Origin of the sequence: Achromobacter pulmonis, assembly GCF_002885955.2 — a bacterium.
Lineage (GTDB): Bacteria > Pseudomonadota > Gammaproteobacteria > Burkholderiales > Burkholderiaceae_B > Achromobacter > Achromobacter pulmonis_A.
In genome coordinates this window covers 1,869-22,512 of record NZ_POQS01000008.1, presented here as the reverse complement: position 1 = coordinate 22,512, position 20,644 = coordinate 1,869, and the positions used below count along the sequence as shown (strand labels likewise).

The 20,644-nt window shown below is 67.9% G+C and carries 17 protein-coding genes, 1 rRNA gene and 1 other RNA gene; 3 read left to right on the top strand and 16 right to left on the bottom strand.

Features of this window, described 5'->3' with window-relative positions:
* Nucleotides 1-3: 3 nt before the first annotated feature.
* The 12 genes from C1I89_RS26650 to rnpB form a co-directional block, all read right to left on the bottom strand.
* A complete protein-coding gene (locus C1I89_RS26650) occupies nucleotides 4-954 on the bottom strand; it encodes a D-alanine--D-alanine ligase (RefSeq protein WP_102775403.1) in 951 nt (316 codons plus the stop codon).
* Nucleotides 951-2,357, bottom strand: coding sequence for a UDP-N-acetylmuramate--L-alanine ligase (gene murC / locus C1I89_RS26645; protein ID WP_102775402.1), 1,407 nt, complete (start codon nucleotides 2,355-2,357; stop codon nucleotides 951-953). Before murC ends, C1I89_RS26650 begins: the two co-directional genes overlap by 4 nt.
* Nucleotides 2,354-3,430 (bottom strand): undecaprenyldiphospho-muramoylpentapeptide beta-N-acetylglucosaminyltransferase, encoded by a 1,077-nt coding sequence (gene murG, locus C1I89_RS26640; RefSeq protein WP_102775401.1) that lies wholly within the window; start codon nucleotides 3,428-3,430, stop codon nucleotides 2,354-2,356. The genes murC and murG overlap by 4 nt, the downstream gene beginning before the upstream one ends.
* On the bottom strand, nucleotides 3,427-4,620 hold the full coding sequence (gene ftsW, locus C1I89_RS26635) for a putative lipid II flippase FtsW (RefSeq protein WP_102775400.1): 1,194 nt from the start codon (nucleotides 4,618-4,620) through the stop codon (nucleotides 3,427-3,429). Before ftsW ends, murG begins: the two co-directional genes overlap by 4 nt.
* Complete coding sequence (gene murD / locus C1I89_RS26630) at nucleotides 4,617-6,149, bottom strand: UDP-N-acetylmuramoyl-L-alanine--D-glutamate ligase (RefSeq protein ID WP_102775399.1); 1,533 nt, start codon at nucleotides 6,147-6,149, stop codon at nucleotides 4,617-4,619. Before murD ends, ftsW begins: the two co-directional genes overlap by 4 nt.
* On the bottom strand, nucleotides 6,146-7,315 hold the full coding sequence (mraY, locus tag C1I89_RS26625; protein ID WP_102775398.1) for a phospho-N-acetylmuramoyl-pentapeptide-transferase: 1,170 nt from the start codon (nucleotides 7,313-7,315) through the stop codon (nucleotides 6,146-6,148). The genes murD and mraY overlap by 4 nt, the downstream gene beginning before the upstream one ends.
* Nucleotides 7,305-10,166, bottom strand: coding sequence for a bifunctional UDP-N-acetylmuramoyl-L-alanyl-D-glutamate--2,6-diaminopimelate ligase MurE/UDP-N-acetylmuramoyl-tripeptide--D-alanyl-D-alanine ligase MurF (gene murF / locus C1I89_RS26620; RefSeq protein WP_102775397.1), 2,862 nt, complete (start codon nucleotides 10,164-10,166; stop codon nucleotides 7,305-7,307). Before murF ends, mraY begins: the two co-directional genes overlap by 11 nt.
* Nucleotides 10,163-11,893: a peptidoglycan D,D-transpeptidase FtsI family protein gene (locus C1I89_RS26615; RefSeq protein WP_102775396.1), complete on the bottom strand. Its 1,731-nt coding sequence runs from the start codon at nucleotides 11,891-11,893 to the stop codon at nucleotides 10,163-10,165. The genes murF and C1I89_RS26615 overlap by 4 nt, the downstream gene beginning before the upstream one ends.
* Nucleotides 11,890-12,180 carry a cell division protein FtsL gene (ftsL, locus tag C1I89_RS26610; protein WP_102775395.1) on the bottom strand — a complete coding sequence of 97 codons (291 nt, stop codon included), beginning with the start codon at nucleotides 12,178-12,180 and terminating at the stop codon, nucleotides 11,890-11,892. Before ftsL ends, C1I89_RS26615 begins: the two co-directional genes overlap by 4 nt.
* Nucleotides 12,180-13,277, bottom strand: coding sequence for a 16S rRNA (cytosine(1402)-N(4))-methyltransferase RsmH (rsmH, locus tag C1I89_RS26605; protein WP_102775394.1), 1,098 nt, complete (start codon nucleotides 13,275-13,277; stop codon nucleotides 12,180-12,182). The genes ftsL and rsmH overlap by 1 nt, the downstream gene beginning before the upstream one ends.
* Before the next feature lie 7 nt (nucleotides 13,278-13,284).
* Nucleotides 13,285-13,713 carry a division/cell wall cluster transcriptional repressor MraZ gene (gene mraZ / locus C1I89_RS26600; protein WP_043542651.1) on the bottom strand — a complete coding sequence of 143 codons (429 nt, stop codon included), beginning with the start codon at nucleotides 13,711-13,713 and terminating at the stop codon, nucleotides 13,285-13,287.
* A 343-nt stretch (nucleotides 13,714-14,056) separates the two neighbouring features.
* Nucleotides 14,057-14,462, bottom strand: an RNA gene (gene rnpB / locus C1I89_RS26595) — RNase P RNA component class A.
* 123 nt (nucleotides 14,463-14,585) lie between these two features.
* Between rnpB and C1I89_RS26590 the strand changes: the two genes are divergently transcribed.
* On the top strand, nucleotides 14,586-16,412 hold the full coding sequence (locus C1I89_RS26590) for an ATP-binding cassette domain-containing protein (RefSeq protein ID WP_102775393.1): 1,827 nt from the start codon (nucleotides 14,586-14,588) through the stop codon (nucleotides 16,410-16,412).
* A 66-nt stretch (nucleotides 16,413-16,478) separates the two neighbouring features.
* Here C1I89_RS26590 and pyrC read toward each other — a convergent pair whose 3' ends face one another.
* Nucleotides 16,479-17,543: a dihydroorotase gene (gene pyrC / locus C1I89_RS26585; protein WP_102775392.1), complete on the bottom strand. Its 1,065-nt coding sequence runs from the start codon at nucleotides 17,541-17,543 to the stop codon at nucleotides 16,479-16,481.
* Between the two features lie 10 nt (nucleotides 17,544-17,553).
* A complete protein-coding gene (locus C1I89_RS26580) occupies nucleotides 17,554-18,747 on the bottom strand; it encodes a M20 aminoacylase family protein (protein ID WP_062685144.1) in 1,194 nt (397 codons plus the stop codon).
* A 147-nt stretch (nucleotides 18,748-18,894) separates the two neighbouring features.
* On the opposite strand from C1I89_RS26580, the gene C1I89_RS26575 reads away from it, so the two are divergent.
* Nucleotides 18,895-19,173, top strand: coding sequence for an SWIB/MDM2 domain-containing protein (locus C1I89_RS26575; RefSeq protein ID WP_006217453.1), 279 nt, complete (start codon nucleotides 18,895-18,897; stop codon nucleotides 19,171-19,173).
* Between the two features lie 242 nt (nucleotides 19,174-19,415).
* On the opposite strand, the gene C1I89_RS26570 is transcribed toward C1I89_RS26575, so the two are convergent.
* Both C1I89_RS26570 and rrf read right to left on the bottom strand, forming a co-directional pair.
* Nucleotides 19,416-19,781, bottom strand: a complete 366-nt coding sequence (locus C1I89_RS26570; RefSeq protein ID WP_168202223.1) for a DUF4870 family protein — start codon at nucleotides 19,779-19,781, stop codon at nucleotides 19,416-19,418.
* 170 nt (nucleotides 19,782-19,951) lie between these two features.
* Nucleotides 19,952-20,064, bottom strand: a 5S ribosomal RNA gene (gene rrf, locus C1I89_RS26565).
* A gap of 121 nt (nucleotides 20,065-20,185) precedes the next feature.
* Here rrf and tnpA point away from each other — a divergent pair.
* Nucleotides 20,186-20,614, top strand: a complete 429-nt coding sequence (tnpA, locus tag C1I89_RS26560) for an IS66-like element accessory protein TnpA (RefSeq protein WP_258231538.1) — start codon at nucleotides 20,186-20,188, stop codon at nucleotides 20,612-20,614.
* The last annotated feature ends 30 nt before the right edge of the window (nucleotides 20,615-20,644 follow it).

Below are 20,644 nucleotides of genomic sequence, written 5' to 3'. Positions count from 1 at the left end.
AGGTCAAGCGTTGCGAGCGGGGCTGCGCACTTTGCACGCGGCCTCGGCCAGGATCGCCACGCACAGTTCGGCATAGCTGATGCCCACGGCCTTGGCGGCCATGGGGACGAGTGAATGGCTGGTCATGCCGGGCGAGGTGTTCATCTCGAGCAGCCACGGCCGGTTGTCGCGGTCGAGGATGAAGTCCGCGCGGCCCCAGCCTTCGCAGCCCAGCGCCCGGTAGGCCTTGACGGCGATGGCCGCGACTTCCTCGGCGACCTCGGCGGGCAGGGTCGCGGGGCAGAAGTACTGCGTGTCGTCCGAGAAGTACTTGTGCTCGTAGTCGTAGTTGCCGCCGGGCGCGGCGATCTCGATCACCGGCAGCGCGCGCGCCGTCTTGCCCGAGCCCAGCACCGCCACGGTCAGCTCGCGGCCGGTGATGAACTGCTCGGCCAGCACCTCGCTGTCGAAGCGCGCGGCCGCGGCATAGGCTTCCTTCATATCGGAATAGCCCACCACCTTGGTGATGCCGACCGTCGAACCTTCGTGCGGCGGCTTGATGATGAGCGGCAGGTTCAGGCGGTCGGGCACCAGGCGCAGCTCGGTATCGGCGTCCAGCACTTCGAATTCGGGGGTGGGCAGGCCTTGCTGCAGCCACACGCGCTTGGTCATGGTCTTGTCCATGGCCAGCGCGGAAGCCAGCGGACCGCTGCCGGTGTAGGGAATGCCCAGCAGTTCCAAAGCGCCCTGGATGGAGCCGTCCTCGCCGTAGCGGCCGTGCAGCGCGATGAAGACGCGTTCGAACCCTTCGGCCGCCAGTTCGGCCAGGCTGCGTTCGCCGGTGTCGAAAAGGTGCGCGTCCACGCCCGCGCTCAGCAGCGCCTGGTGCACGCCGGCGCCCGACATCAGGGACACCTCGCGCTCGGCGGAGCGTCCGCCGTACAACACGCCCACTTTGCCGAATTGCTTGTTCATGCCAGCTCTCCTACCTGGGCGGGGACCTTGCTGATCGAACCCGCTCCCATGACGATCACCACGTCGCCGTCGCGCACGAAGTCCAGCACCGCCTGCGGCAGTTCGGCCACGTCCTCGACGAACAGGGGCTCGACCTTGCCGGCCACGCGCAGCGCGCGCGACAGGGCGCGGCCGTCGGCGGCCACCAGCGGCGGCTCGCCCGCGGCGTAGACCTCGGTCAGCAGCACGGCGTCGGCCGAGCCGAGCACGCGCACGAAATCCTCGAAGCAGTCGCGCGTGCGGGTGTAGCGGTGCGGCTGGAACGCCAGCACGATGCGGCGGTCCGGCCACGCGCCGCGCGCCGCGGCCAGCGTGGCGGCCATTTCCACCGGATGGTGGCCGTAGTCGTCGATCAGCGTGAAGCTGCCGCCGCCGTGGGCGGCGGGCACCGCGAATTCGCCGCTCTGCGTGAAACGGCGGCCCACGCCCTTGAACGAGGCCAGCGCCTCGCGGATGGCTTCGTCGGAGACGCCCAGCTCGGTCGCCACGGCGATCGCCGCCAGCGCGTTGCGCACGTTGTGCAGGCCCGGCAGGTTCAGCTCCACTTCCAGCGGGGGCAGCAGCGTGTCGAGGTGGGTGCGCTGCACGTTGAAGCGCATGCGCGTGCCTTCGGCCTGCACCTCGTAGGCGCGCACCATCGCTTCCTCGGCCAGGCCGTAGGTGGTGATGGGGCGCGACACGAACGGCATGATCTCGCGCACGTTGGCGTCGTCCAGGCACAGCACCGCGCTGCCATAGAACGGCAGGCGCTGCGTGAATTCGATGAAGGCGCTTTTGAGGCGCGCCACGTCGTGGCCGTAGGTGTCCATGTGATCGGCATCGATATTGGTCACGATGGCCATCACGGGCAGCAGGTTCAGGAACGAGGCGTCGGATTCGTCGGCCTCGACCACGATGTAGTCGCCCTGCCCCAGCCGCGCATTGGCGCCGGCGGAATTCAGCCGGCCGCCGATCACGAAGGTGGGGTCCAGGTCGCCGGCGGCCAGGATGCTGGCCACCAGGCTGGTGGTGGTGGTCTTGCCGTGGGTGCCTGCCACCGCGATGCCGCGCTTCAGGCGCATCAGCTCGGCCAGCATGATGGCGCGCGGCACCACCGGGATGCGCGCGGCGCGCGCCGCGATCACTTCGGGGTTGTCGCCGGCCACCGCGGTGGAGGTCACGATGGCGCCGGCGCCGGTGACGTTGCTGGCCACGTGGCCGATGGCGATCTTCACGCCCAGCTCGGCCAGGCGGCGAGTCACGGCCGACTCGTGCAGGTCGGAGCCGCTGATGGTGTAGCCCAGGTTGAGCAGCACTTCGGCAATGCCGCTCATGCCCGAGCCGCCGATGCCTACGAAATGGATATGTTGGATTCTGTGCTTCATGATGCGCGCCCCGCTGCTTGTTCACATGCGTCGGCGATATGCGCCGCCGCCTCGGGGCGCGCATGCGCGCGGGCCCGTTCTGCGACGGCTTGGAGTTCTTGTCGGTTGCGCTGGCCCAGCCACTGCGCCAGCCACTCGGGCGTCAAGGCGGTCTGCGGCTGCAGCCAGGCGGCCTGCGCGTCGCTCAGGAAGCGCGCGTTGGCGGTCTGGTGGTCGTCGATGGCATGCGGGAACGGCACGAACAGCGCTGCCACGCCCGCCGCCGCCACTTCGGACACCGTCATGGCGCCGGCGCGGCAGATCAGCAGGTCGGCCTGGCCCAGCGCGCCCGCCATGTCGTCGATGAAAGCGCGGCAGTCGGCCGCCACGCCCGCCTGGGCGTAGGCCTGCTGCAGCGCGGGCAGATGCTGTTCGCCGGCCTGGTGGACGACCTCCGGCCGCTGGTCCTGCGGCAGCAGCGCCAAGGCCTGCGGCAGCGTGGTGTTCAGCGCCTGGGCGCCCAGGCTGCCGCCCACCACCAGCAGGCGCAGCGCGCCGCTGCGGCCGGCGTAGCGCGCGGCCGGATCGGGCAGCGCGCACAGGTCGGCGCGCACCGGGTTGCCCAGGGCCTCGCCCTTGGACAGCACGCCGGGGAAGCCGCTGAGCACGCGGCGCGCCATGCGGGCCAGCCACTTGTTGGCGGTGCCGGCCACGGCGTTCTGCTCGTGCACCACCAGCGGCGTGCCGCGCAGCGCCGCGATCACGCCGCCGGGAAAGGCCACGTAGCCGCCCATGCCCAGCACCACGTCGGGGCGCACCTCGGACAGGCGCGACCAGGCCTGCGCGAACGCGCGCACCAGCAGGAACGGCAGCTTCAGCAGCGCCGCCGCCCCCTTGCCGCGCACGCCGGCAAAGCGCAGCGGGACCAGCTCGATGCCGCGCGGCGGCACCAGCCGGCCTTCCATCTTGTCGGGATTGCCCAGCCACAGCACGCGCCAGCCGCGCGCGCGCAGCACGTCGGCCACGGCCAGGCCGGGCATGATGTGCCCGCCGGTGCCGCCGGCCATGATGAGGATGGTGCGCGCGGCCGTCATACCCGTCCTCCGCGCATCATGATGCGGTTTTCCACGTCGACCCGTATCAGCATGGCCAGCGCGCACAGGTTCATCACCACGCCGGAACCGCCGTAGCTCATCAGCGGCAGGGTCAGGCCCTTGGTGGGCAGCAGGCCCAGGCACACGCCCATGTTGATGAAGGCCTGCACGCCGATCCACATCGCCACGCCGTGCGCCACCAGGCCCGCGAAAGTGCGTTCCATGGCGATGGCCTGACGGCCGATGTCGAAGCCGCGGTACACGATGATGGCGAACAGGATGATCACCAGCATCACGCCGGCAAAGCCCAGCTCCTCGCCCACCACGGCCATCAGGAAGTAGGTGTGCGCCTCGGGCAGGTAGTGCAGTTTTTCCACGCTGGCGCCCAGGCCCACGCCCAGCCATTCGCCGCGGCCCAGCGCGATCAGCGAATGCGACAGCTGGTAGGCGCTGCCGTAGGCGTTGTCTTCGTTCCAGGGGTCCAGGTAGGCGAACAGGCGCGCGCGGCGCCACGGCGACAGCCAGATGAGCATCAGGAAGGTGCCGACCAGCACCGCCAGCAGGCTGCTGAAGTACTTGCCGTTGATGCCGCCCAGGAACAGGATGCCGATGGCGATGGCCACGATCACCATGAAGGCGCCCAGGTCGGGCTCCAGCAGCAGCAGCATGCCCACGCCGCCCAGCGCGACCGCCATGGGCATGAAGCCGCGCGCGAACGCCTGCATGTGTTCCTGCTTGCGCACCGTATAGTCGGCGGCGTAGAGCAGCGCGGCCAGCTTCATCAGTTCGGAAGGCTGGAAGTTCAGCGGACCCAGCGGAATCCAGCGGTGCGCGCCGTTGACTTCGCGGCCGATGCCGGGAATCAGCACGGCGACCAGCAGCACGATCGCCACCCCGAACAGCGGCACCGCCAGGCGCTGCCAGACGCGGATGGGGATGGCCAGGACCACGGCCCCGCCGATCAGGCCGGCGGTGACGAACAGGCCGTGGCGGATCACGAAATAGTAGCGGCCATAGGAGGCGTAGCGCGGGCCGTCGGCCAGCGCGATCGACGCCGAATACACCATCAGCAGGCCGAGCAGCAGCAGCGTCGAGGCCGCGATGACCAGCGGCAGATCGAAGTTGCGCATCTTGGTACGGCCGGGCCGTACGGCGTTGACGCTGGCGGTGAGATCGGCGATCAGGCTCATGCGATCTCTCCACGGTCGCGGGCCAGGTCCTCGACCTCTTCCACGAACACCTGCCCGCGATGCGGGTAGTTGCGGAACATGTCCAGGCTGGCGCAGGCCGGCGACAGCAGCACGGCGTCGCCGGGCTGCGCCAGTTCGGCGGCGCCGCGCACGGCATCGCGCAGGGTCTCGACGGTCACGCAGTTCACGCCGGTGGCGGCCAGCACCCGGGCGATCTCGGGCGCGTCCACGCCGATCAGCATCACAGCGCGCGCGTGGCGCGAGACCACCGGAATCAGCGGCGAAAAGTCCTGGCCCTTGCCCTGCCCGCCGGCGATCAGCACCACCTGCTGGCCCAGGCCTTCCAGCGCGGCCACGGTGGCGCCCACGTTGGTGCCCTTGCTGTCGTTGATGTAGTCCACGCCGCCGATGGTGCGCACGAACGCGGCGCGATGCGGCTCGCCCGCGTAGTCGCGCAGCGCGCGCAGCATCGGGCCCCAGCCCAGGTCCAGGCAGCGCGCGAGCTGCAGGGCGGCCAGCGCGTTCAAGGCGTTATGGATGCCGCGGATGCGCAGGGCGTCGACCGGCATCAGCCGGCTCATGCGGCCCTTGGCGCGCACCGGCTCGGGCGCGTCCTTCTTGCGGCGCGTGGGCGGCGCGGGTTCGTCGAAATCGTTGGGCTCGCAGGCGGTCAGCCAGGCCACGCCCTGGCCCAGCTCCAGGCCCATGTCGCCGACCAGCTCCGGCACGTCGCGGCCGAAGGTGCGCACGTTCATGGCGTCGAGCGCCGGCACCATGTCGATGGTGTACGGATCTTCGCGGTTGACGATGGCCACCCGGGCCATCTTCAGCAGGCGCGCCTTGGCGGCCGCGTAGGCCTGCATATCTCCATGCCAGTCCAGGTGGTCCTGCGTGACGTTCAGCACCACGGCCGCGTCGGCCTTGAGCGAGCGCGTGGTTTCCATCTGGAAGCTCGACAGCTCCAGCACCCAGACCTGCGGCAGCGCATCGGCGTCCAGCGCCGTCATCAGCGCGGCCAGCGCCGCCGGGCTGATGTTGCCCGCGGCCACGACCGACAGGCCGCCGGCCTCGATCAGCTGGCGCGTCAGCGCGGTGACGGTGGTCTTGCCGTTGGTGCCGGTCACGGCCAGCAGGCGCGGACGGTATTCGCGCGTCTCGGCCAGTTCGGCCAGCGCGCGCGCGAACAGTTCGATCTCGCCGACGATCTCGATGCCGCGGGCCTCGGCCTCGCGCAGCAGGTCGGCGGCCGGGGCCTGCGTCGGCGCCAGGCCGGGACTGAGCACCACCTGGTCCACGCCGTCGAGCAGCGCGGTGTCGAAAGACCCGTCGCAGCCCAGGCGGTATTCCACTTCGGCCTGCGCCAGCGCGGCGCGCAGCGAGGCCAGTCCGCCCGGTTCGGCGCGCGTGTCGGCCACGCGCAGGCGGGCGCCCTGGCGGGCGCACCAGCTTGCGGCGGCCGCGCCCGTCTCGCCCAATCCGAGGATCAGGACGAGCGGCGCGCCGTCACGGGAGGTTTCCATCGTATTCATCGCAACTTCAAGGTAGAGAGGCCAATCAGCACCAGCATCATGCTGATGATCCAGAAACGCACGACCACCTGGGTTTCTTTCCAGCCGCCCACTTCGAAGTGATGATGCAGCGGAGCCATGCGGAATATGCGTCGACCTGTTCCATAACGTCGCTTCGTGTACTTGAACCAGGTCACCTGCAGCATCACCGAAAGCGTCTCGACCACGAACACGCCGCCCATGATGAACAGCACGATTTCCTGGCGCACGATCACGGCGATGGTGCCCAGCGCGCCGCCCAGCGCGAGCGCGCCGACGTCGCCCATGAAGACCTGCGCCGGATACGCGTTGAACCACAAAAACGCCAGGCCGGCGCCGCCGATCGCGGCGCACAGCACCATCAGCTCGGCCGCCCCGGGGATGTAGGGAAACAGCAGGTACTTGGAATAGTCGACCCGTCCGACCACGTAGGCGAAGATGCCCAGCGCGCTGCCCACCATGACGGTGGGCATGATGGCCAGGCCGTCCAGGCCGTCGGTCAGGTTCACGGCGTTGCTGGTGCCGACGATGACCGCCCAGGTCAGCGCCACGAAGCCCAGCACGCCCAGCGGATAGCTCACGGTCTTGAAGAACGGCACGATCAGGTCGGCGCGCGTGGGCAGCGACATCGTGAAGCCGCTGCCGACCCAGGCCTTGAACAGCGGCCACAGTTCGGTATTGGCCGGCGCCGACACCGCGAACGCCAGATACACGGCGGCCACCATGCCGATGGTGGCCTGCCAGAAGAACTTCTGCCGCGCCGGCATGCCTTCCGGATCGCGATAGACCACCTTGCGGTAATCGTCCATCCAGCCGATCCAGCCGAAACCAAAGGTCACCAACAACACCACCCACACGAAGCGGTTGGTCCAGTCCGCCCACAGCAAGGTGCTGATGGCGATGGAAATCAGGATCAGCACGCCGCCCATGGTGGGGGTGCCGGTCTTGACCAGGTGCGACTCCGGGCCATAGGAGCGCACGGCCTGGCCGATCTTCATTTCGGTCAGCTTGCGGATCACGCGCGGGCCGGCCACCAGGCCGATCAGCAGCGCCGTCGCGCAGGCCAGCACCGCGCGCATGGTGATGTATTCGAACACCCCCAGCGCGCGCACGTCATCCGAAAGCAAGCGGGCGATTTCAAGCAGCATCGTGCTCTCCCTGCCCCTTGGCCATCATCCCTTCATTCGTCGAAAAAGCCGTCACTACCCGCTCCATGCGCATAAAGCGCGATCCCTTTACCAATACGCAGGACGGGCGCAAGCCGCGCAACGCGGCAACGACTTCGTCTACCGATGCGCAGGCGTGCGCGCCCACACCGAATGCGGCCGCTGCCGCCCGGCTGGCTTCGCCTAGCGTGATGAGCGCGTCGAGCCCATGCTCGCGCGCGTAATTGCCCACCTCTTCATGCATGGCGGGGCCGTTGTCCCCGACCTCGCCCATGTCGCCCAGGACCAGGACGCGCGTGCCGTCGACGCGCGCCAGCACTTCGATGGCCACGCGAACCGAGTCGGGGTTCGCATTGTAGGTGTCGTCGATGAGCAACGTTCCGTCACTCAATTTTTTGCGCTGCATGCGGCCGGCCACCGGGCTGAAACCCGCCAGCGCGCGCACCGCGGCGTCCAGCGGCGCCCCCGCCGCGATGGCGCTGGCGATGGCCGCCAGCGCATTGCGCAGGTTGTGCAGGCCGGGCACCGGCAACGCCAGGTCGGCCGTGCCGACCGGCGTCACCACGCGGCAGCGCGTGGCGTCGACGTCGGCCAGGATCTGCTCGGCGTACACGTCCAGGCCGGGCTGCAGGCCGAAGCGCAGCACGCGGCGCGGCTCGGCCAGCGCATCCCAGACCGTCGAATACGGCTCGTCGCCCGGATAGACGGCCACGCCGTCGTCGGGCAGCGCGGCGATGGCCGCGCCGTTCTCGTGCGCCACCGCTTCCACGCTGTGCATGAATTCCTGGTGCTCGCGCTGGGCGTTGGTCACCAGCGCCACCGTGGGCGCGGCCAGCGCCGCCAGCTGGGCGATTTCGCCGGGGTGGTTCATGCCCAGCTCGAACACCGCGGCGCGATGGCCGGGACGCAGGCGCAGCAGCGTCAGCGGCACGCCGATGTCGTTGTTCAGGTTGCCGGCGGTGGCCAGGCGGCCTTCCGCGCCGCGCCACTCGGCCAGCATGGCCGAAATCATTTCCTTGGTGGTGGTCTTGCCGTTGCTGCCCGTCACGGCGATGACCGGCAGCGAGAATTGCGCGCGCCAGGCCGCGCCGATGCGCATCAGCGCCACGCGGGTATCGCCCAGCACCAGCTGCGGCAGGCGCGCGCCGGCGACCGGATGCGCCACCACGGCCGCGCAGGTGCCGCGCGCCTCGGCCTGGTCCAGGTAATCGTGCGCGTCGAAATTCTCGCCCACCAGCGCCACGAACAGCTCGCCGGCGTCGATGCGCCGCGTGTCGGTGGACACGCCCTTGACCTGCGGCAGCAGCATCGCCAGGCGCGCCCATTCGCGGTCGTCGAACGGCAGCTTCTCGCCGCCGATGTCCTGGTAGGTCTCGTGGCCCTTGCCGGCCAGCAGCACCACGTCCTCGGGCGCCGAGGCCCAGATGGTCTGCATGATGGCGCGCGCGCGATCGACCTGTACCACGGCATGCGCGGACCCGGGAATGCCGGCCAGGATCTGCCGGACGATGTCTTCGGGCGATTCGCGGCGCGGATTGTCGCTGGACACCACCACGTGGTCGGCCAGCTCGGCCGCGATCCGGCCCATCTCGGGACGCTTGCCCGGATCGCGCTCGCCGCCGCAGCCGAACAGGCAGACCAGGCGGCCCGAGCGCGCGGCGGCGACGGCGCGCAGCGCGGACAGCGCCCGCGACAGCGCGTCGGGCGTATGGGCGTAATCCACCACCACCAGCGGGCCGCGGCCGGTGCCGGCCTGGGCGCCGTTCGAGCCCAGCGGCTCCACGGTCTGCAGGCGGCCGTCCACCGGATCGGTGGCGGCCAGCTCGCGGGCGATCTGCGCGAACGGCAGGCCCAGCTGATACAGCACGCCCGCCACCAGCAGCAGGTTGGAAACGTTGTGCGCGCCCAGCAGGCGCGTGACGATCTGGGCCTCGCCATGCGGCGACACCAGCGTGAAGATCTGGCCCTGGGCGGTCGCCTGCAGGTCGCGCGCGCGCATCCGGGCGGGAACCTCCGGCGCGTCGCTCAGGCTGTAGCCCATCGCCAGTTCCGCGGGCAGGCTGGCGATCAGGCGCCGGCCGGCCTCGTCGTCCGCGTTGATCACGGCGGCGGTCAGGCCAGGCCACGTGAACAGGCGCGCCTTGGCCGCTTCGTAGCGCTCCATGGTGCCGTGGTAATCGAGATGGTCGCGCGTCAGGTTGGTGTACGCCGCTAACGCCACGCGCACGCCGTCCATGCGGCCCTGCTCGATGCCGATGGACGAGGCCTCCATGGCCACCGCCTTGGCCCCGGCGTCGCGCATGGCGGCCAGGGTGCGGTGCACGGTCAGCACGTCGGGGGTGGTCAGCTCGCCGCCCAGCGTCTGCCCGTCGGGCAGCACCGCGCCCAGCGTGCCGATGGTGCCGCAGGGCTTGTCGTTGCGGCTGAGCGCATGGGCGATCCATTGCACCGAAGACGTCTTGCCGTTGGTGCCCGTCACGGCCACCACCGCCAGCGCGGCCGACGGCCGGCCGTACCAGGTGTCGCCCAGCTCGCCCAGCAGGGCGCGCAGGCCCGTCACCGGCAGCATCTGCGCCTGCCCGGCCGCGGCCTCGACGGCCGCGCTGGCGGGCGCTTCGAACAGGACCGCGCTGGCGCCCAGCGCCAATGCCTTATCTATATAGAGGCGTCCATCGCTGGACAGGCCCGGGCAGGCGACGAACACGTCGCCCGGCTCGATATCGCGGGAGTCCAGCTTGAGGTGCGCGGTCAGCGAGACGCGCGCATGCAACCACGCCACGATCTCGGCGACCGTGGCGGCGGGGGAAGTAGAGAGGAAGCCTTTGGCGCTCATCTGCCTGGCTCCTTGAGACCAGCAACAATTGTGGATTCGAAGGGCGCGTCCGGACGCACCCCCATCAGCCGCAGGCCGCCTCCCACGATCTGGGAGAACACCGGCGCGGCGATCGCGCCGCCGTAATAGCCGCCGACGGTCGGTTCGTCGATGGACACGGCCACGACGATCTTGGGATCGGACACCGGCGCGAAGCCCACGTACGAACTGCGGTAGCGCTGCTTGCTGTACTTGCCGTCGACGATCTTGCGCGCGGTGCCGCTCTTGCCGGCCACGCGGTAGCCCTGCACCTGCGCGGCCTTGGTGCCTTCGGGACCGGCGGCGGCCTCGAGCATGCCGCGCACCAGCGCGGTGGTCTTGGGCGTATAGATCTTGACGCTGGTGGGATCGCTGTCGCGCTTGACCAGCGTGAGCGAGACCATGTCGCCGTTGCGCGCGAAGACGGTATAGGCGCGCGCCACCTGCAGCAGCGACACCGACAGGCCGTAGCCGTAGGCCATGGTGGCCTTTTCTATCAGGCGCCAGCGGTCCCAGGGACGCAGGCGGCCGGGCGCGGCGCCGGGGAATCCCACCTGGGGGGCCTGGCCCAGGCCCAATTCGGTGAAGCGGTCCCACATCTCGCGGGATTCCAGCTTCTCGGAGATCATGGTCATGCCGATATTGCTGGACTTGCGCAGCACGCCGGCCACGTCCAGCGTGCCGTTGCGGCTCACGTCGCTGATCGTGCTGCCCTGGTACTGGAAGCGGCCATTGCCGGTCTCGAACAGGGTCTTGGTGCTGATGCGGCCCAGGTCCAGCGCCAGCGCGGCGGTGAACGGCTTCATGATGGAGCCGGGCTCGAAGGTATCGGTGATCGCCTGGTTGCGCAGGTTGGCGCCGTGAAAGGTTTCGCGCTTGTTGGGATCGAAGGTCGGCACGTTGGCCAGCGCCAGGATCTCGCCGGTATGCACGTCCACGACCACGGCGGTCGCGCCCTTGGCCTGGTGCTTGTCCATGGCGTCTTTCAGGGCCTTGAACACCAGGTACTGCAGGCGGGTGTCGATGGACAGGCGCAGGTCGCGGCCGTCGACCGGCAGGGTCACGGCCTGCACGTCCTCGATGACGCGGCCCAGCCGGTCCTTGATCACGCGTCGGCTGCCCGGGCGGCCGGAGAGCTGCTGGTTGAACGTGAGTTCGACGCCTTCCTGGCCCTGGTCCTCGACGCTGTTGAAGCCCACCACGTGGGCCATCACGTCGCCGTCCGGATAGTAGCGGCGGGTTTCGGGCTGCTGGTGTATGCCGGGCAGGCCCAATTGCTTGATCTGGTCGGCCACGTCCATGGCGACCTGGCGCTTCAGGTAGACGAAGTTCTTGTCCTCGTCGACCAGGCGGCGGCGCAGGTCGGCCACCGGCATCTCCAGCAGCTTGGCCAGCGAGTCGAGCTGCGCCGCCGTGGCCTGCTTGGCGTCCTCGGGAATCGCCCAGATGGCGCGCGCCGGCACGCTGGAGGCCAGCACCGCGCCGTTGCGGTCCAGGATCTTGCCGCGCGTGGCGGGCAGGGTCAGCGTGCGCTCGTAGCGGCGCTCGCCCTGCTGCTGCAGGAATTCGGTGGACAGCCCCTGCAGGAATAGGGCGCGGCCGGCCAGCACGACGAACCCGCCGAACAGCAGGATCAGCACCAGGCGCGCGCGCCAGGTGGGCAATTGCCCGCGCAGCACGGGGTTGTCGAAGAAGGGCACCCGCTTCATTGGGCACCTCCGGCGGCGGAGACGGGCGCCTGGTTCAGATAGAGCGTGCGGTCCGGAACGATGGAGATCATCTTCAGGCCCTCACGCGCGATGGCGTCCACCCGCGCGTTGCGGGCGAGTTCGGCGCGCGCCAGCTGCAGGCGCCGCCAGTTGGTTTCCAGGTCGCGCGCCTGGGCCTGATCGCGCCCCAGCTCGATGAAGAGCTGGCGCGACTGATACCGGCTGGTGACCAGGGAAATGGCCGACAGCATCAGCAAAGCCGCAACGATCAGGTTGACGCGACCCATCAGCGGCGCCCTCCCTTGCCGCCGCGCCGCGGCGGCGGAGCCAGATCGCTGCCCGGCAGGGAGCCGATCTTGACGAACGCGGCGCCGCCCTCTGCGGGCAGCGGGGTTTCCGTGCGTTCGGCCACGCGCAGGATGGCGGAGCGGGCGCGCGCGTTGCCCGAGACTTCGTCGTCCTCGGCCACCACGCGGCCCAGGGAACGCAGCACCGGCTGGGGCATTTCGCTTTCACGCAGCGGCAGGCGCGCATGCGCGGCAGCCGGACGAGCCGCCGCCGCGATGCACTGCTTGACCATACGGTCTTCGAGCGAATGAAAGCTGATCACCGCCAATCTCCCCCCCGGAGCCAGCAGGTCTAGAGCTGCCGCGAGGGTGCGCGCGAGCTCTTCGAGTTCCCGATTGATGTAAATCCGTAAAGCTTGAAAGGTGCGTGTGGCCGGATGCTGCCCCTTTTCGCGCGTGCGGACGGCGCCGGCGACGCACTCGGCAAGCTCGAGCGTGGTGCGCAGCGGCCTTGTTGCGCGGCGAGCAGCAATCGCCTTTGCAACCTGAAAAGCAAACCGTTCTTCGCCATAATCCGCTATGACCTCCCGCATCTCATCCACACTGGCTTGCGCCAGCCAATCCGCCACCGTGGGACCACGAGTGGTGTCCATCCGCATGTCGAGCGGGCCGTCTCGCATGAACGAGAAACCGCGCTCGGCATCGTCGATCTGAGGCGACGAAACGCCCAGATCCAGCATTACGCCATCGACCTTGCCGATGCCGCGCTGCTGCAATTCTTCGGCCATGGTGGCGAAGCCGCCATGCACCACGGTGACCCTCGGGTCCGCTGCCGCCAATACATTGGCGACGGCGATCGCCTCCGGGTCCTTGTCGAACACCACCAGCCGCGCGTCCGGGCCGAGACGGCCGAGCAGCTCGCGGCTGTGCCCGCCGCGGCCGAAAGTGCCGTCGACGAAGACGCCGCTTTGCGCCCGCGTAGCCGCAGCCGGCCCGCCTTGCTCTTGCGACCGTGCCGCGCCCTTGCCGCCGAAGCCGGCCAGCAGTAACGCGTCCACCGTCGGCTCCAGCAAGACGGGCCGATGTTCGAATTCCATAACTTTTTCAGAACGAAAACTGATTCAACACATCCGGCATACCCTTGGCCAGGTCCTCAGCCTCGCGGCTGGCCAGGGTAGCGGCGTCCCACAGCTCGAAGTGCGCGCCCAATCCGAGCAGCATCACATCGCGCGTCATACCGGAAGCGTTGCGCAGTTCAGGCGCGATCAGGACCCGGCCCGAGCCGTCCAGTTCCACGTCCTGAGCGTTGCCCAGCAACAGCCGCTGCAACGCGCGGGCCGACATGGGAAACGCGGCGATCTGCTCGCGCTTCTTTTCCCACTCGGGCCGCGGGTAGACCAGCAGACAGCCGTCGGGGTGGCGAGTCAGGGTCAGCCGGCCATCGGCCTGCGACATGAGCGCGTCACGATGCCGGGTCGGAATCGAGATCCGTCCCTTGGCATCCAGCGTGAGCGCGCTGCTTCCCTGAAACACCACTTTTACCCCACTTAATTGCACAATTTCCTACTATTTCCCACTCTACGGTATGGGAAAGGGGCGGTCAAGGGAGAGGTTGCAATTTTTTCAATCACAACAAGGACTTAGGCCAATATGTAAATCCGCAAAAACAAAAACCTCCCAATAAATCAGGAGGTTGCGGCACTATCTAAAAGTCCTTCTTCAGAAGTAGCGGCTAACAATGGCTTTGCATTGTTTTACGATCGGTCCTTCGCTCCTATTGGCGAGGCTTCCCACCGCCTGCGGCGTCCGGGGCCGCCCGAAAAATGGCGCAGCCCGGTCCGCCCGGCGCCGGGACGGCCGCGCATTCGAGAATGAGTTGCAAGACGGGTCTATAGGCCGGATTCTGTACACCAGGTTGCCCTGGCGGACGATCATTCCTCTGCGCGGACCATTGCTGGGCCGCTGTAGCCATCTACCCGCATGCTCGGACGGAGCCGCCCTTCGCGGCCCGAAGGCCGCACGCATGCCTATTTGATGTTGCTCCGGATAGAGGTTGCCGCGTTTCACCCTGCGATGCCGCCGCCCGTTGCCGGACGGCGCGATACGGAGATGGCCGTACCTGTGCGCGCGCCGCGCGCCCGCCCCGCAGACTCGTCTCTGTGGCCCTGTTCCTCAACCGCGCCCGAGGACGCGGCCGGACGGCCGTTAGCCGTTATCCTGCCCTGTGGAGTCCGGACCTTCCTCGATGGATTCGCATCCACCGCGATCGCCCGACCCGTCTTGCGGTTCGTATTCTAGTACAGGTGGCGGCTCCGTCCCCCAAGGCCCGCGCCACCGCCGACGCCCGCGCGGGTTCCTGCGACAATACGCCTTGATTCGCACAGACGCAGACGCTGCTCCATTACATGGCACTCGCTACTCTCATCACCCTTACCGACATCCAGCTCGCCTACGGCCACCATCCGCTGCTGGACCACGCCGATTTCGCCATCCAGGCCGGCGAGCGCATCGGCCTGATCGGCCGCAACGGCGCCGGCAAGTCGTCCCTGCTGAGGCTGCTGGACGGCCGCACCCTGCCCGACGACGGCGACATCGCCCGCAGCTCGGGCCTGCGCGTGGCCACCGTCGAGCAGGAGCCCGAGCTCGACGAGAACGCCACGGTCTTCGACGTGGTCTGCAATGTGGAAGGCGACCACGAAGACTGGCAGCGCCCTTCGCGCGTGCGCGCCGTGATCGAAAAGCTCGGCCTGCCCGCCGACGCGCAGATCGCCGGCCTGTCCGGCGGCACGCGCAAGCGCGTCGCGCTGGCCCGCGCGCTGGTCGACGAACCCGATCTGCTGCTGCTCGACGAACCCACCAACCATCTCGACTTCGACGGCATCGCCTGGCTGGAAGACATGCTGCGCGGCTGGAAGGGCGCCGCGGTCATCATCACCCACGACCGCCGCTTCCTGGACGCCATCGCCACCCGCATCGTCGAACTGGACCGCGGCCGGCTGCTGAGCTTTCCCGGCAATTTCTCGCAATGGCAGGAACGCAAGGCCCAGTGGCTGGAATCCGAACGGCTGGAGCAGGCCCGCTTCGACAAGCTGCTGGCCCAGGAGGAAGTCTGGATACGCAAGGGCGTGGAGGCGCGCCGCACCCGCAACGAAGGCCGCGTGCGCCGCCTGGAGCGCCTGCGCGTCGAACGCGCCGAACGCCGCGAGCGCGTGGGCAACGTATCGCTGGCGCTGGCCGAGGGCCAGCGTTCCGGCAAGCTGGTCGCCGAACTCGAGCACGTCAGCAAGGCCTTCGGCGAAAAAATCGTGGTGGACGATTACTCCACCACCATCCTGCGCGGCGACCGCATCGGCATCATCGGCCCCAACGGCGCCGGCAAGACCACGCTGCTCAAGCTGATCCTGGGCGAAATGCAGCCCGACAGCGGCGCCACCCGCATGGGCACCAACGTCTCGGTCGCCTACTTCGACCAGATGCGCGCGCAGCTGGACGAGAACGCCACGCTGGTCGACATCATCAGCCCGGGCAGCGAATGGGTCGAAATCGGCGGCGCCCGCAAGCACGTCATGAGCTACCTGGGCGATTTCCTGTTCTCGCCGGCACGCGCCGGCTCGCCGGTGCGCAGCCTGTCGGGCGGCGAACGCGCGCGGCTGCTGCTGGCCCGCCTGTTCGCGCGGCCCGCCAACGTGCTGGTGCTGGACGAGCCCACCAACGATCTCGACATCGAAACGCTGGAGCTGCTCGAAGAGCTGCTGCAGGAATACGCAGGCACCGTGCTGCTGGTCAGCCACGACCGCGCCTTCCTGAACAACGTGGTCACCCAGACCATCGCCTACGAAGGCCATGGCCGCTGGCGCGACTACGTCGGCGGCTACGACGAATGGCTCGCGCAGCGGCCCGCGCCGGCCGCGCCCGCCGAGGAGGCCGCGCCCGCCGCCAGGCCGGCCGACGACGGCGCGGCGCGCGCCAAGGCCGCGCGTCCCAAGCCGGCGCGCGCCGCCAAGATGAACTCGTGGGAACTGCGTGAACTGGAAGGCCTGCCCGACGCCATCGCGGCGCTGGAAGCGCAGCAGGCCGAACTGGCCGGCAAGCTGGCCGACGGCAGCCTGTACCGCGACGCGCCGGCCGAGGTCGAACGCATCAACAGCGAATTGGCCAAGCTGGAAAGCGAGCTCGAAGAACGCTTCGCGCGCTGGGAACTGCTGGAAGCGCGGCGCGAAAGCTCGTTGTGATCCGACGCGCCATATCTATATAGCGCACCTGCGAAGGGCTGCCCGCGAGGCAGCCCTTTTTCCGTCTCAGACGTGGGCGCGCCAGGCCAGCGCCTCGCCCGCGGCCAGCGGCACCAGCGTGGTGTCGCCGAAAGGCAGGTCCTCGGGCACCGTGTAGGCTTCGCGCACCAGCGTCAGCGTGCCGGTGTTGCGCGGCAGGCCGTAGAAGTCCGGGCCGTGGAAGCTGGCGAAGCCTTCCAGCTTGTCCAGCTTGCCGGCCGCGTCGAACGCGGTCGCGTACAGCTCCATCGCGTGCAGCGCCGTGTAGCAGCCGGCGCAGCCGCAGGCATGTTCCTTCAGGCCGCGTGCATGCGGCGCGCTGTCGGTGCCCAGGAAAAAGCGCGGGCTGCCGCTGGTGGCGGCCTCGACCAGCGCCTGGCGATGCGTTTCGCGCTTGAGGATCGGCAGGCAGTACCAGTGCGGACGCACGCCGCCCTGGAAGATCGCGTTGCGGTTGTACAGCATGTGCTGCGGCGTGATGGTCGCGGCGATCGGCCCTTCGGCGTCGCGCACGTAATGCGCGCCCTCTTTGGTGGTGATGTGCTCGAACACGACCTTCAGCGCCGGGAAGGCGCGGCGCAGCGGCAGCATCACGCGCTCGACGAACACCGCCTCGCGGTCGAACACGTCGATCGACGGGTCCGTCACTTCGCCATGCACCAGCAGCGGCATGCCGCATTTTTCCAGCGCCTCGAGCGCCTTGGTGCATTTGCCCAGCAGATCGGTCACGCCCGCGTCCGAGTTGGTCGTGGCGCCGGCGGGGTACAGCTTGACCGCATAGACCTGGCCCGACTCGTGCGCGCGGAAGATCTCCTCGGCCGAGGTGTTGTCGGTCAGGTAGAGCGTCATCAGCGGCGTGAACGCGGCGGGATTGCCGCCCGCCTTGGCCAGCGCCTCCAGGATGCGGCCGCGATAGGCCAGCGCCTGTTCGGTGTTGGTCACCGGCGGACGTAGGTTCGGCATGATGATGGCGCGCGCGAACTGCCGCGCGGTGTCGGCCACCACCGCCTCCAGCGCCGCGCCGTCGCGCAGGTGCAGGTGCCAGTCGTCCGGCCGGGTGATGGTAAGCTGGGTCGTGTTTTGCGTGGACATGGAAAGCTTCTTAGTCTGCCAGCGGCATGCCCCGTTCGGCCAGCGCGCAGAACATCGCGCTGCCCAGGGGAATGACGGCGTCGTTGAAATCGAAATGCGAGTTGTGCAGCACGCAGCCGGAATCGGCTCCGCCCTGCCCCAGCCGGAAATAGGCGCCCGGCTTGCTCTGCAACATGAAAGAGAAATCCTCGGAGCCCATGGACGGCACCAGGTCGCGCACCACGTTCTCCTTGCCTATCATTTCGGTAGCGATGTCGGCCACCAGGTTCGCGTGCTGCGGCGTGTTCAAGGTGGCGGGATAGATCCGTTCGTAGATCACTTCGGCCGTGCCGCCGAACGCGCCGGCGATGGCCGAGACCAGCTCGCGCATGCGCGTCTCCACCATTTCCTGCACCGACTTGCGGAACGTGCGCACGGTGCCCACCATCTTCGCTTCGCGCGGAATCACGCTCATCGCGCCGGGATGGCCGGCCTGCAGCGAGCCGATGGACACCACCGCCGAATCCAGCGGATTCACGTTGCGCGACACGATGGTTTGCAAGGCCGTGATGATCTGTCCCGCGATGGTGACGGGGTCGATGGTCTGATACGGATGCGCGCCGTGGCCGCCGCGTCCGGTTATCTGGATCTCGAAGCGGTCGGCCGCGGCCATCATCGGTCCGGGATTGATGCCCACCGTGCCCGGCTTGAGGCCGGGCCAGTTGTGCAGCGCGTAGATCGCGTCGCACGGAAAGGTATCGAACAGGCCGTCTTCCAGCATGGCGCGCGCGCCGCCGCGCCCTTCTTCCGCAGGCTGGAAAATCAGCACCGCGGTGCCGTCGAAATTGCGCGTCTGCGCCAGATACTTGGCCGCGCCGATCAGGATGGCCGTGTGGCCGTCGTGGCCACAGCCGTGCATCAGGCCGGGCTTGGTCGACTTGTGGCCGAAGTCGTTGTCTTCCGTCATCGGCAGCGCGTCCATGTCGGCGCGCAGCCCTATCATGCGCCCGCTGTCGCAGCGCTTGCCGCGGATCACGCCCACCACGCCGGTCTTGCCGATGCCACGGTGCACCTCGATCCCCAGCGCCTCCAGCGCGCCCGCGACAATCCCGGACGTCCGCACTTCCTCGAAACCCAGCTCGGGATGCGCGTGCAAATCGCGCCGCAGCGCCGTCAATTCGTCATGAAACAGCCGAATCGATTCCAACGGAGAACGTGCGTACATAGGAGGTTACAGAAAGACGATAGAGTAGGAAGAATCTGTGCATTTTAGTTGCTACAGAGGATAAATGCCTTTGTCTTTAGGGTAGAGACACGTTATGCTCCGGCCGCAGGACAATTTTTCCAACAGCCAGAGAAGGAGCGCCGCATTATGGCCACAACCTCCAAACCCGCGACCGCGCGCAAGCCGAACGCTGCATTCATGAAGCCCCTGACCCCCAGCGCCGAATTGGCTGCTGTCATCGGCTCGGAAGCCGTGCCGCGTACCGAGGTCACCAAGAAGATCTGGGAATACATCAAGAAGCACAACCTGCAAGATGCCAGCAACAAGCGCAACATCAACGCCGATGCCAAGCTGCGCCCGATCTTCGGCAAGGATCAGGTCACGATGTTCGAACTGACCAAACTGGTCAACGCACATCTGAAGTAAGCAGGCAAAGGGCGTACCCCGTACGTCCCTGCCTCCAGCTCGCCTCGACGCCCTGGCTCCAGTGCCGGGCGAGCCTCCCGACCTACGCCTGGCGCCTTCCTCCGCCTGCGGCAGCCATGCCGGCAGCGCAGCGACTCCCCTACCTCCGCACTTCCTCTCCAAGCCTTCGCGCCTGAGCGCTGCTTGCGGCCGTCCAATGGAAAAGGCCGGCATATGCCGGCCTTTGCGTGGGTCTGCGCGAATCAGGCGTACGTGGTGGGCGCAGAGCCTTCCAGCAGCGCCAGCCAGCCCTTGATGAGGCGATACAGCACCCACACCACGGTGGCGGCCAGGCCGATCCAGCCGATGAAAATAAGCGTGGCGATCGCGCTGATGGCCAGCCACAGCAAGGCCCACCAGAAGGTGCGCAGCAGCCAGTCGAAGTGGGAGGCGTACACGGTGCCCGCGGCGTCGGAGCGCTTGACGTACATCAGCACGACGGCGGCCAGCGTGGCGATGCCCAGAAATCCACTCGTCAGAAAGCCCAGCGCGTACAGGCCGTAGGCCACGTGGGTCAGCGTGCGCAGATCTAAAGTCGTACCGGGCACGGGGGTCTGGGGATCACTCACGATAACGCTCCAACGAATTGACTCGGTCAATCTTACCGCACAAAGTCGACCCGCCCACGGCCGTTGTTATTTCGGCACATTCAATGCTGGCGCGGCTTGCAGCCTGATCGCAGGTTTGCGCAAGACAAAGAAAAACCCCACAGCGCGAGCTGTGGGGTTTCGGGATTGGCGCCTGACAATGACCTACTTTCACGGACGTCCGTCCACTATCATCGGCGCAAAGGCGTTTCACTGTCCTGTTCGGGATGGGAAGGAGTGGGACCACCTCGCTATGGTTGTCAGGCATAGCTGTTCGAACGCCTGCCCATGCTGGCAAACGCTCCGATTCTGGAGCCGGCCCTGCCGTAACGGCCCGCCCTGTACCGCCTAGAAATTTGGGTTAAATCTCATCAAGATACGTGTCCATGTATTTTTTGAGATGGACACGTATTTCGATGAGCGATTCTCTTTCTTTGGTGGCGACCTCTCAAGGCTCTCGGCGCCGCTATCCGGTCGAGTACAAGCGGCAAGTGGTGCAAGAATCGATGGTGGCGGGAGCCTCAATAGCACGGGTCGCGCTGACACACGGCGTCAATGCCAACCAATTGCATAACTGGCGCTGGCAATATCGGCGTGGCGACTTCGGGCCAATCAACCAAGGGCCGGTGTTGCTGCCGGTGCAGATTAAAGCGACTTCGAACACACCACAGCAGCAACCGGCCAAGATAGTTGACGGGCAAGGCAGCATCGGGGCGGGGGATATTGAACTAATCTTTAGCGGCGCACGTGTCCTGCTTCACGGGGCGCCCGACCCGGCCACGTTACGCTACGTCATCGAAGCGCTGCGCCCATGATTGGTTTACCGACCGGAACCCGCGTGTGGT

What these genes read in the sequence shown, in the direction of transcription:
- C1I89_RS26650 (WP_102775403.1), bottom strand. Translation starts at nt 954, where the DNA reads ATGAACAAGCAATTCGGCAAAGTGGGCGTGTTGTACGGCGGACGCTCC.
- murC (WP_102775402.1), bottom strand. Translation starts at nt 2,357, where the DNA reads ATGAAGCACAGAATCCAACATATCCATTTCGTAGGCATCGGCGGCTCG.
- murG (WP_102775401.1), bottom strand. Translation starts at nt 3,430, where the DNA reads ATGACGGCCGCGCGCACCATCCTCATCATGGCCGGCGGCACCGGCGGG.
- ftsW (WP_102775400.1), bottom strand. Translation starts at nt 4,620, where the DNA reads ATGAGCCTGATCGCCGATCTCACCGCCAGCGTCAACGCCGTACGGCCC.
- murD (WP_102775399.1), bottom strand. Translation starts at nt 6,149, where the DNA reads ATGAATACGATGGAAACCTCCCGTGACGGCGCGCCGCTCGTCCTGATC.
- mraY (WP_102775398.1), bottom strand. Translation starts at nt 7,315, where the DNA reads ATGCTGCTTGAAATCGCCCGCTTGCTTTCGGATGACGTGCGCGCGCTG.
- murF (WP_102775397.1), bottom strand. Translation starts at nt 10,166, where the DNA reads ATGAGCGCCAAAGGCTTCCTCTCTACTTCCCCCGCCGCCACGGTCGCC.
- C1I89_RS26615 (WP_102775396.1), bottom strand. Translation starts at nt 11,893, where the DNA reads ATGAAGCGGGTGCCCTTCTTCGACAACCCCGTGCTGCGCGGGCAATTG.
- ftsL (WP_102775395.1), bottom strand. Translation starts at nt 12,180, where the DNA reads ATGGGTCGCGTCAACCTGATCGTTGCGGCTTTGCTGATGCTGTCGGCC.
- rsmH (WP_102775394.1), bottom strand. Translation starts at nt 13,277, where the DNA reads ATGGAATTCGAACATCGGCCCGTCTTGCTGGAGCCGACGGTGGACGCG.
- C1I89_RS26590 (WP_102775393.1), top strand. Translation starts at nt 14,586, where the DNA reads ATGGCACTCGCTACTCTCATCACCCTTACCGACATCCAGCTCGCCTAC.
- pyrC (WP_102775392.1), bottom strand. Translation starts at nt 17,543, where the DNA reads ATGTCCACGCAAAACACGACCCAGCTTACCATCACCCGGCCGGACGAC.
- C1I89_RS26580 (WP_062685144.1), bottom strand. Translation starts at nt 18,747, where the DNA reads ATGTACGCACGTTCTCCGTTGGAATCGATTCGGCTGTTTCATGACGAA.
- C1I89_RS26575 (WP_006217453.1), top strand. Translation starts at nt 18,895, where the DNA reads ATGGCCACAACCTCCAAACCCGCGACCGCGCGCAAGCCGAACGCTGCA.
- tnpA (WP_258231538.1), top strand. Translation starts at nt 20,186, where the DNA reads ATGTATTTTTTGAGATGGACACGTATTTCGATGAGCGATTCTCTTTCT.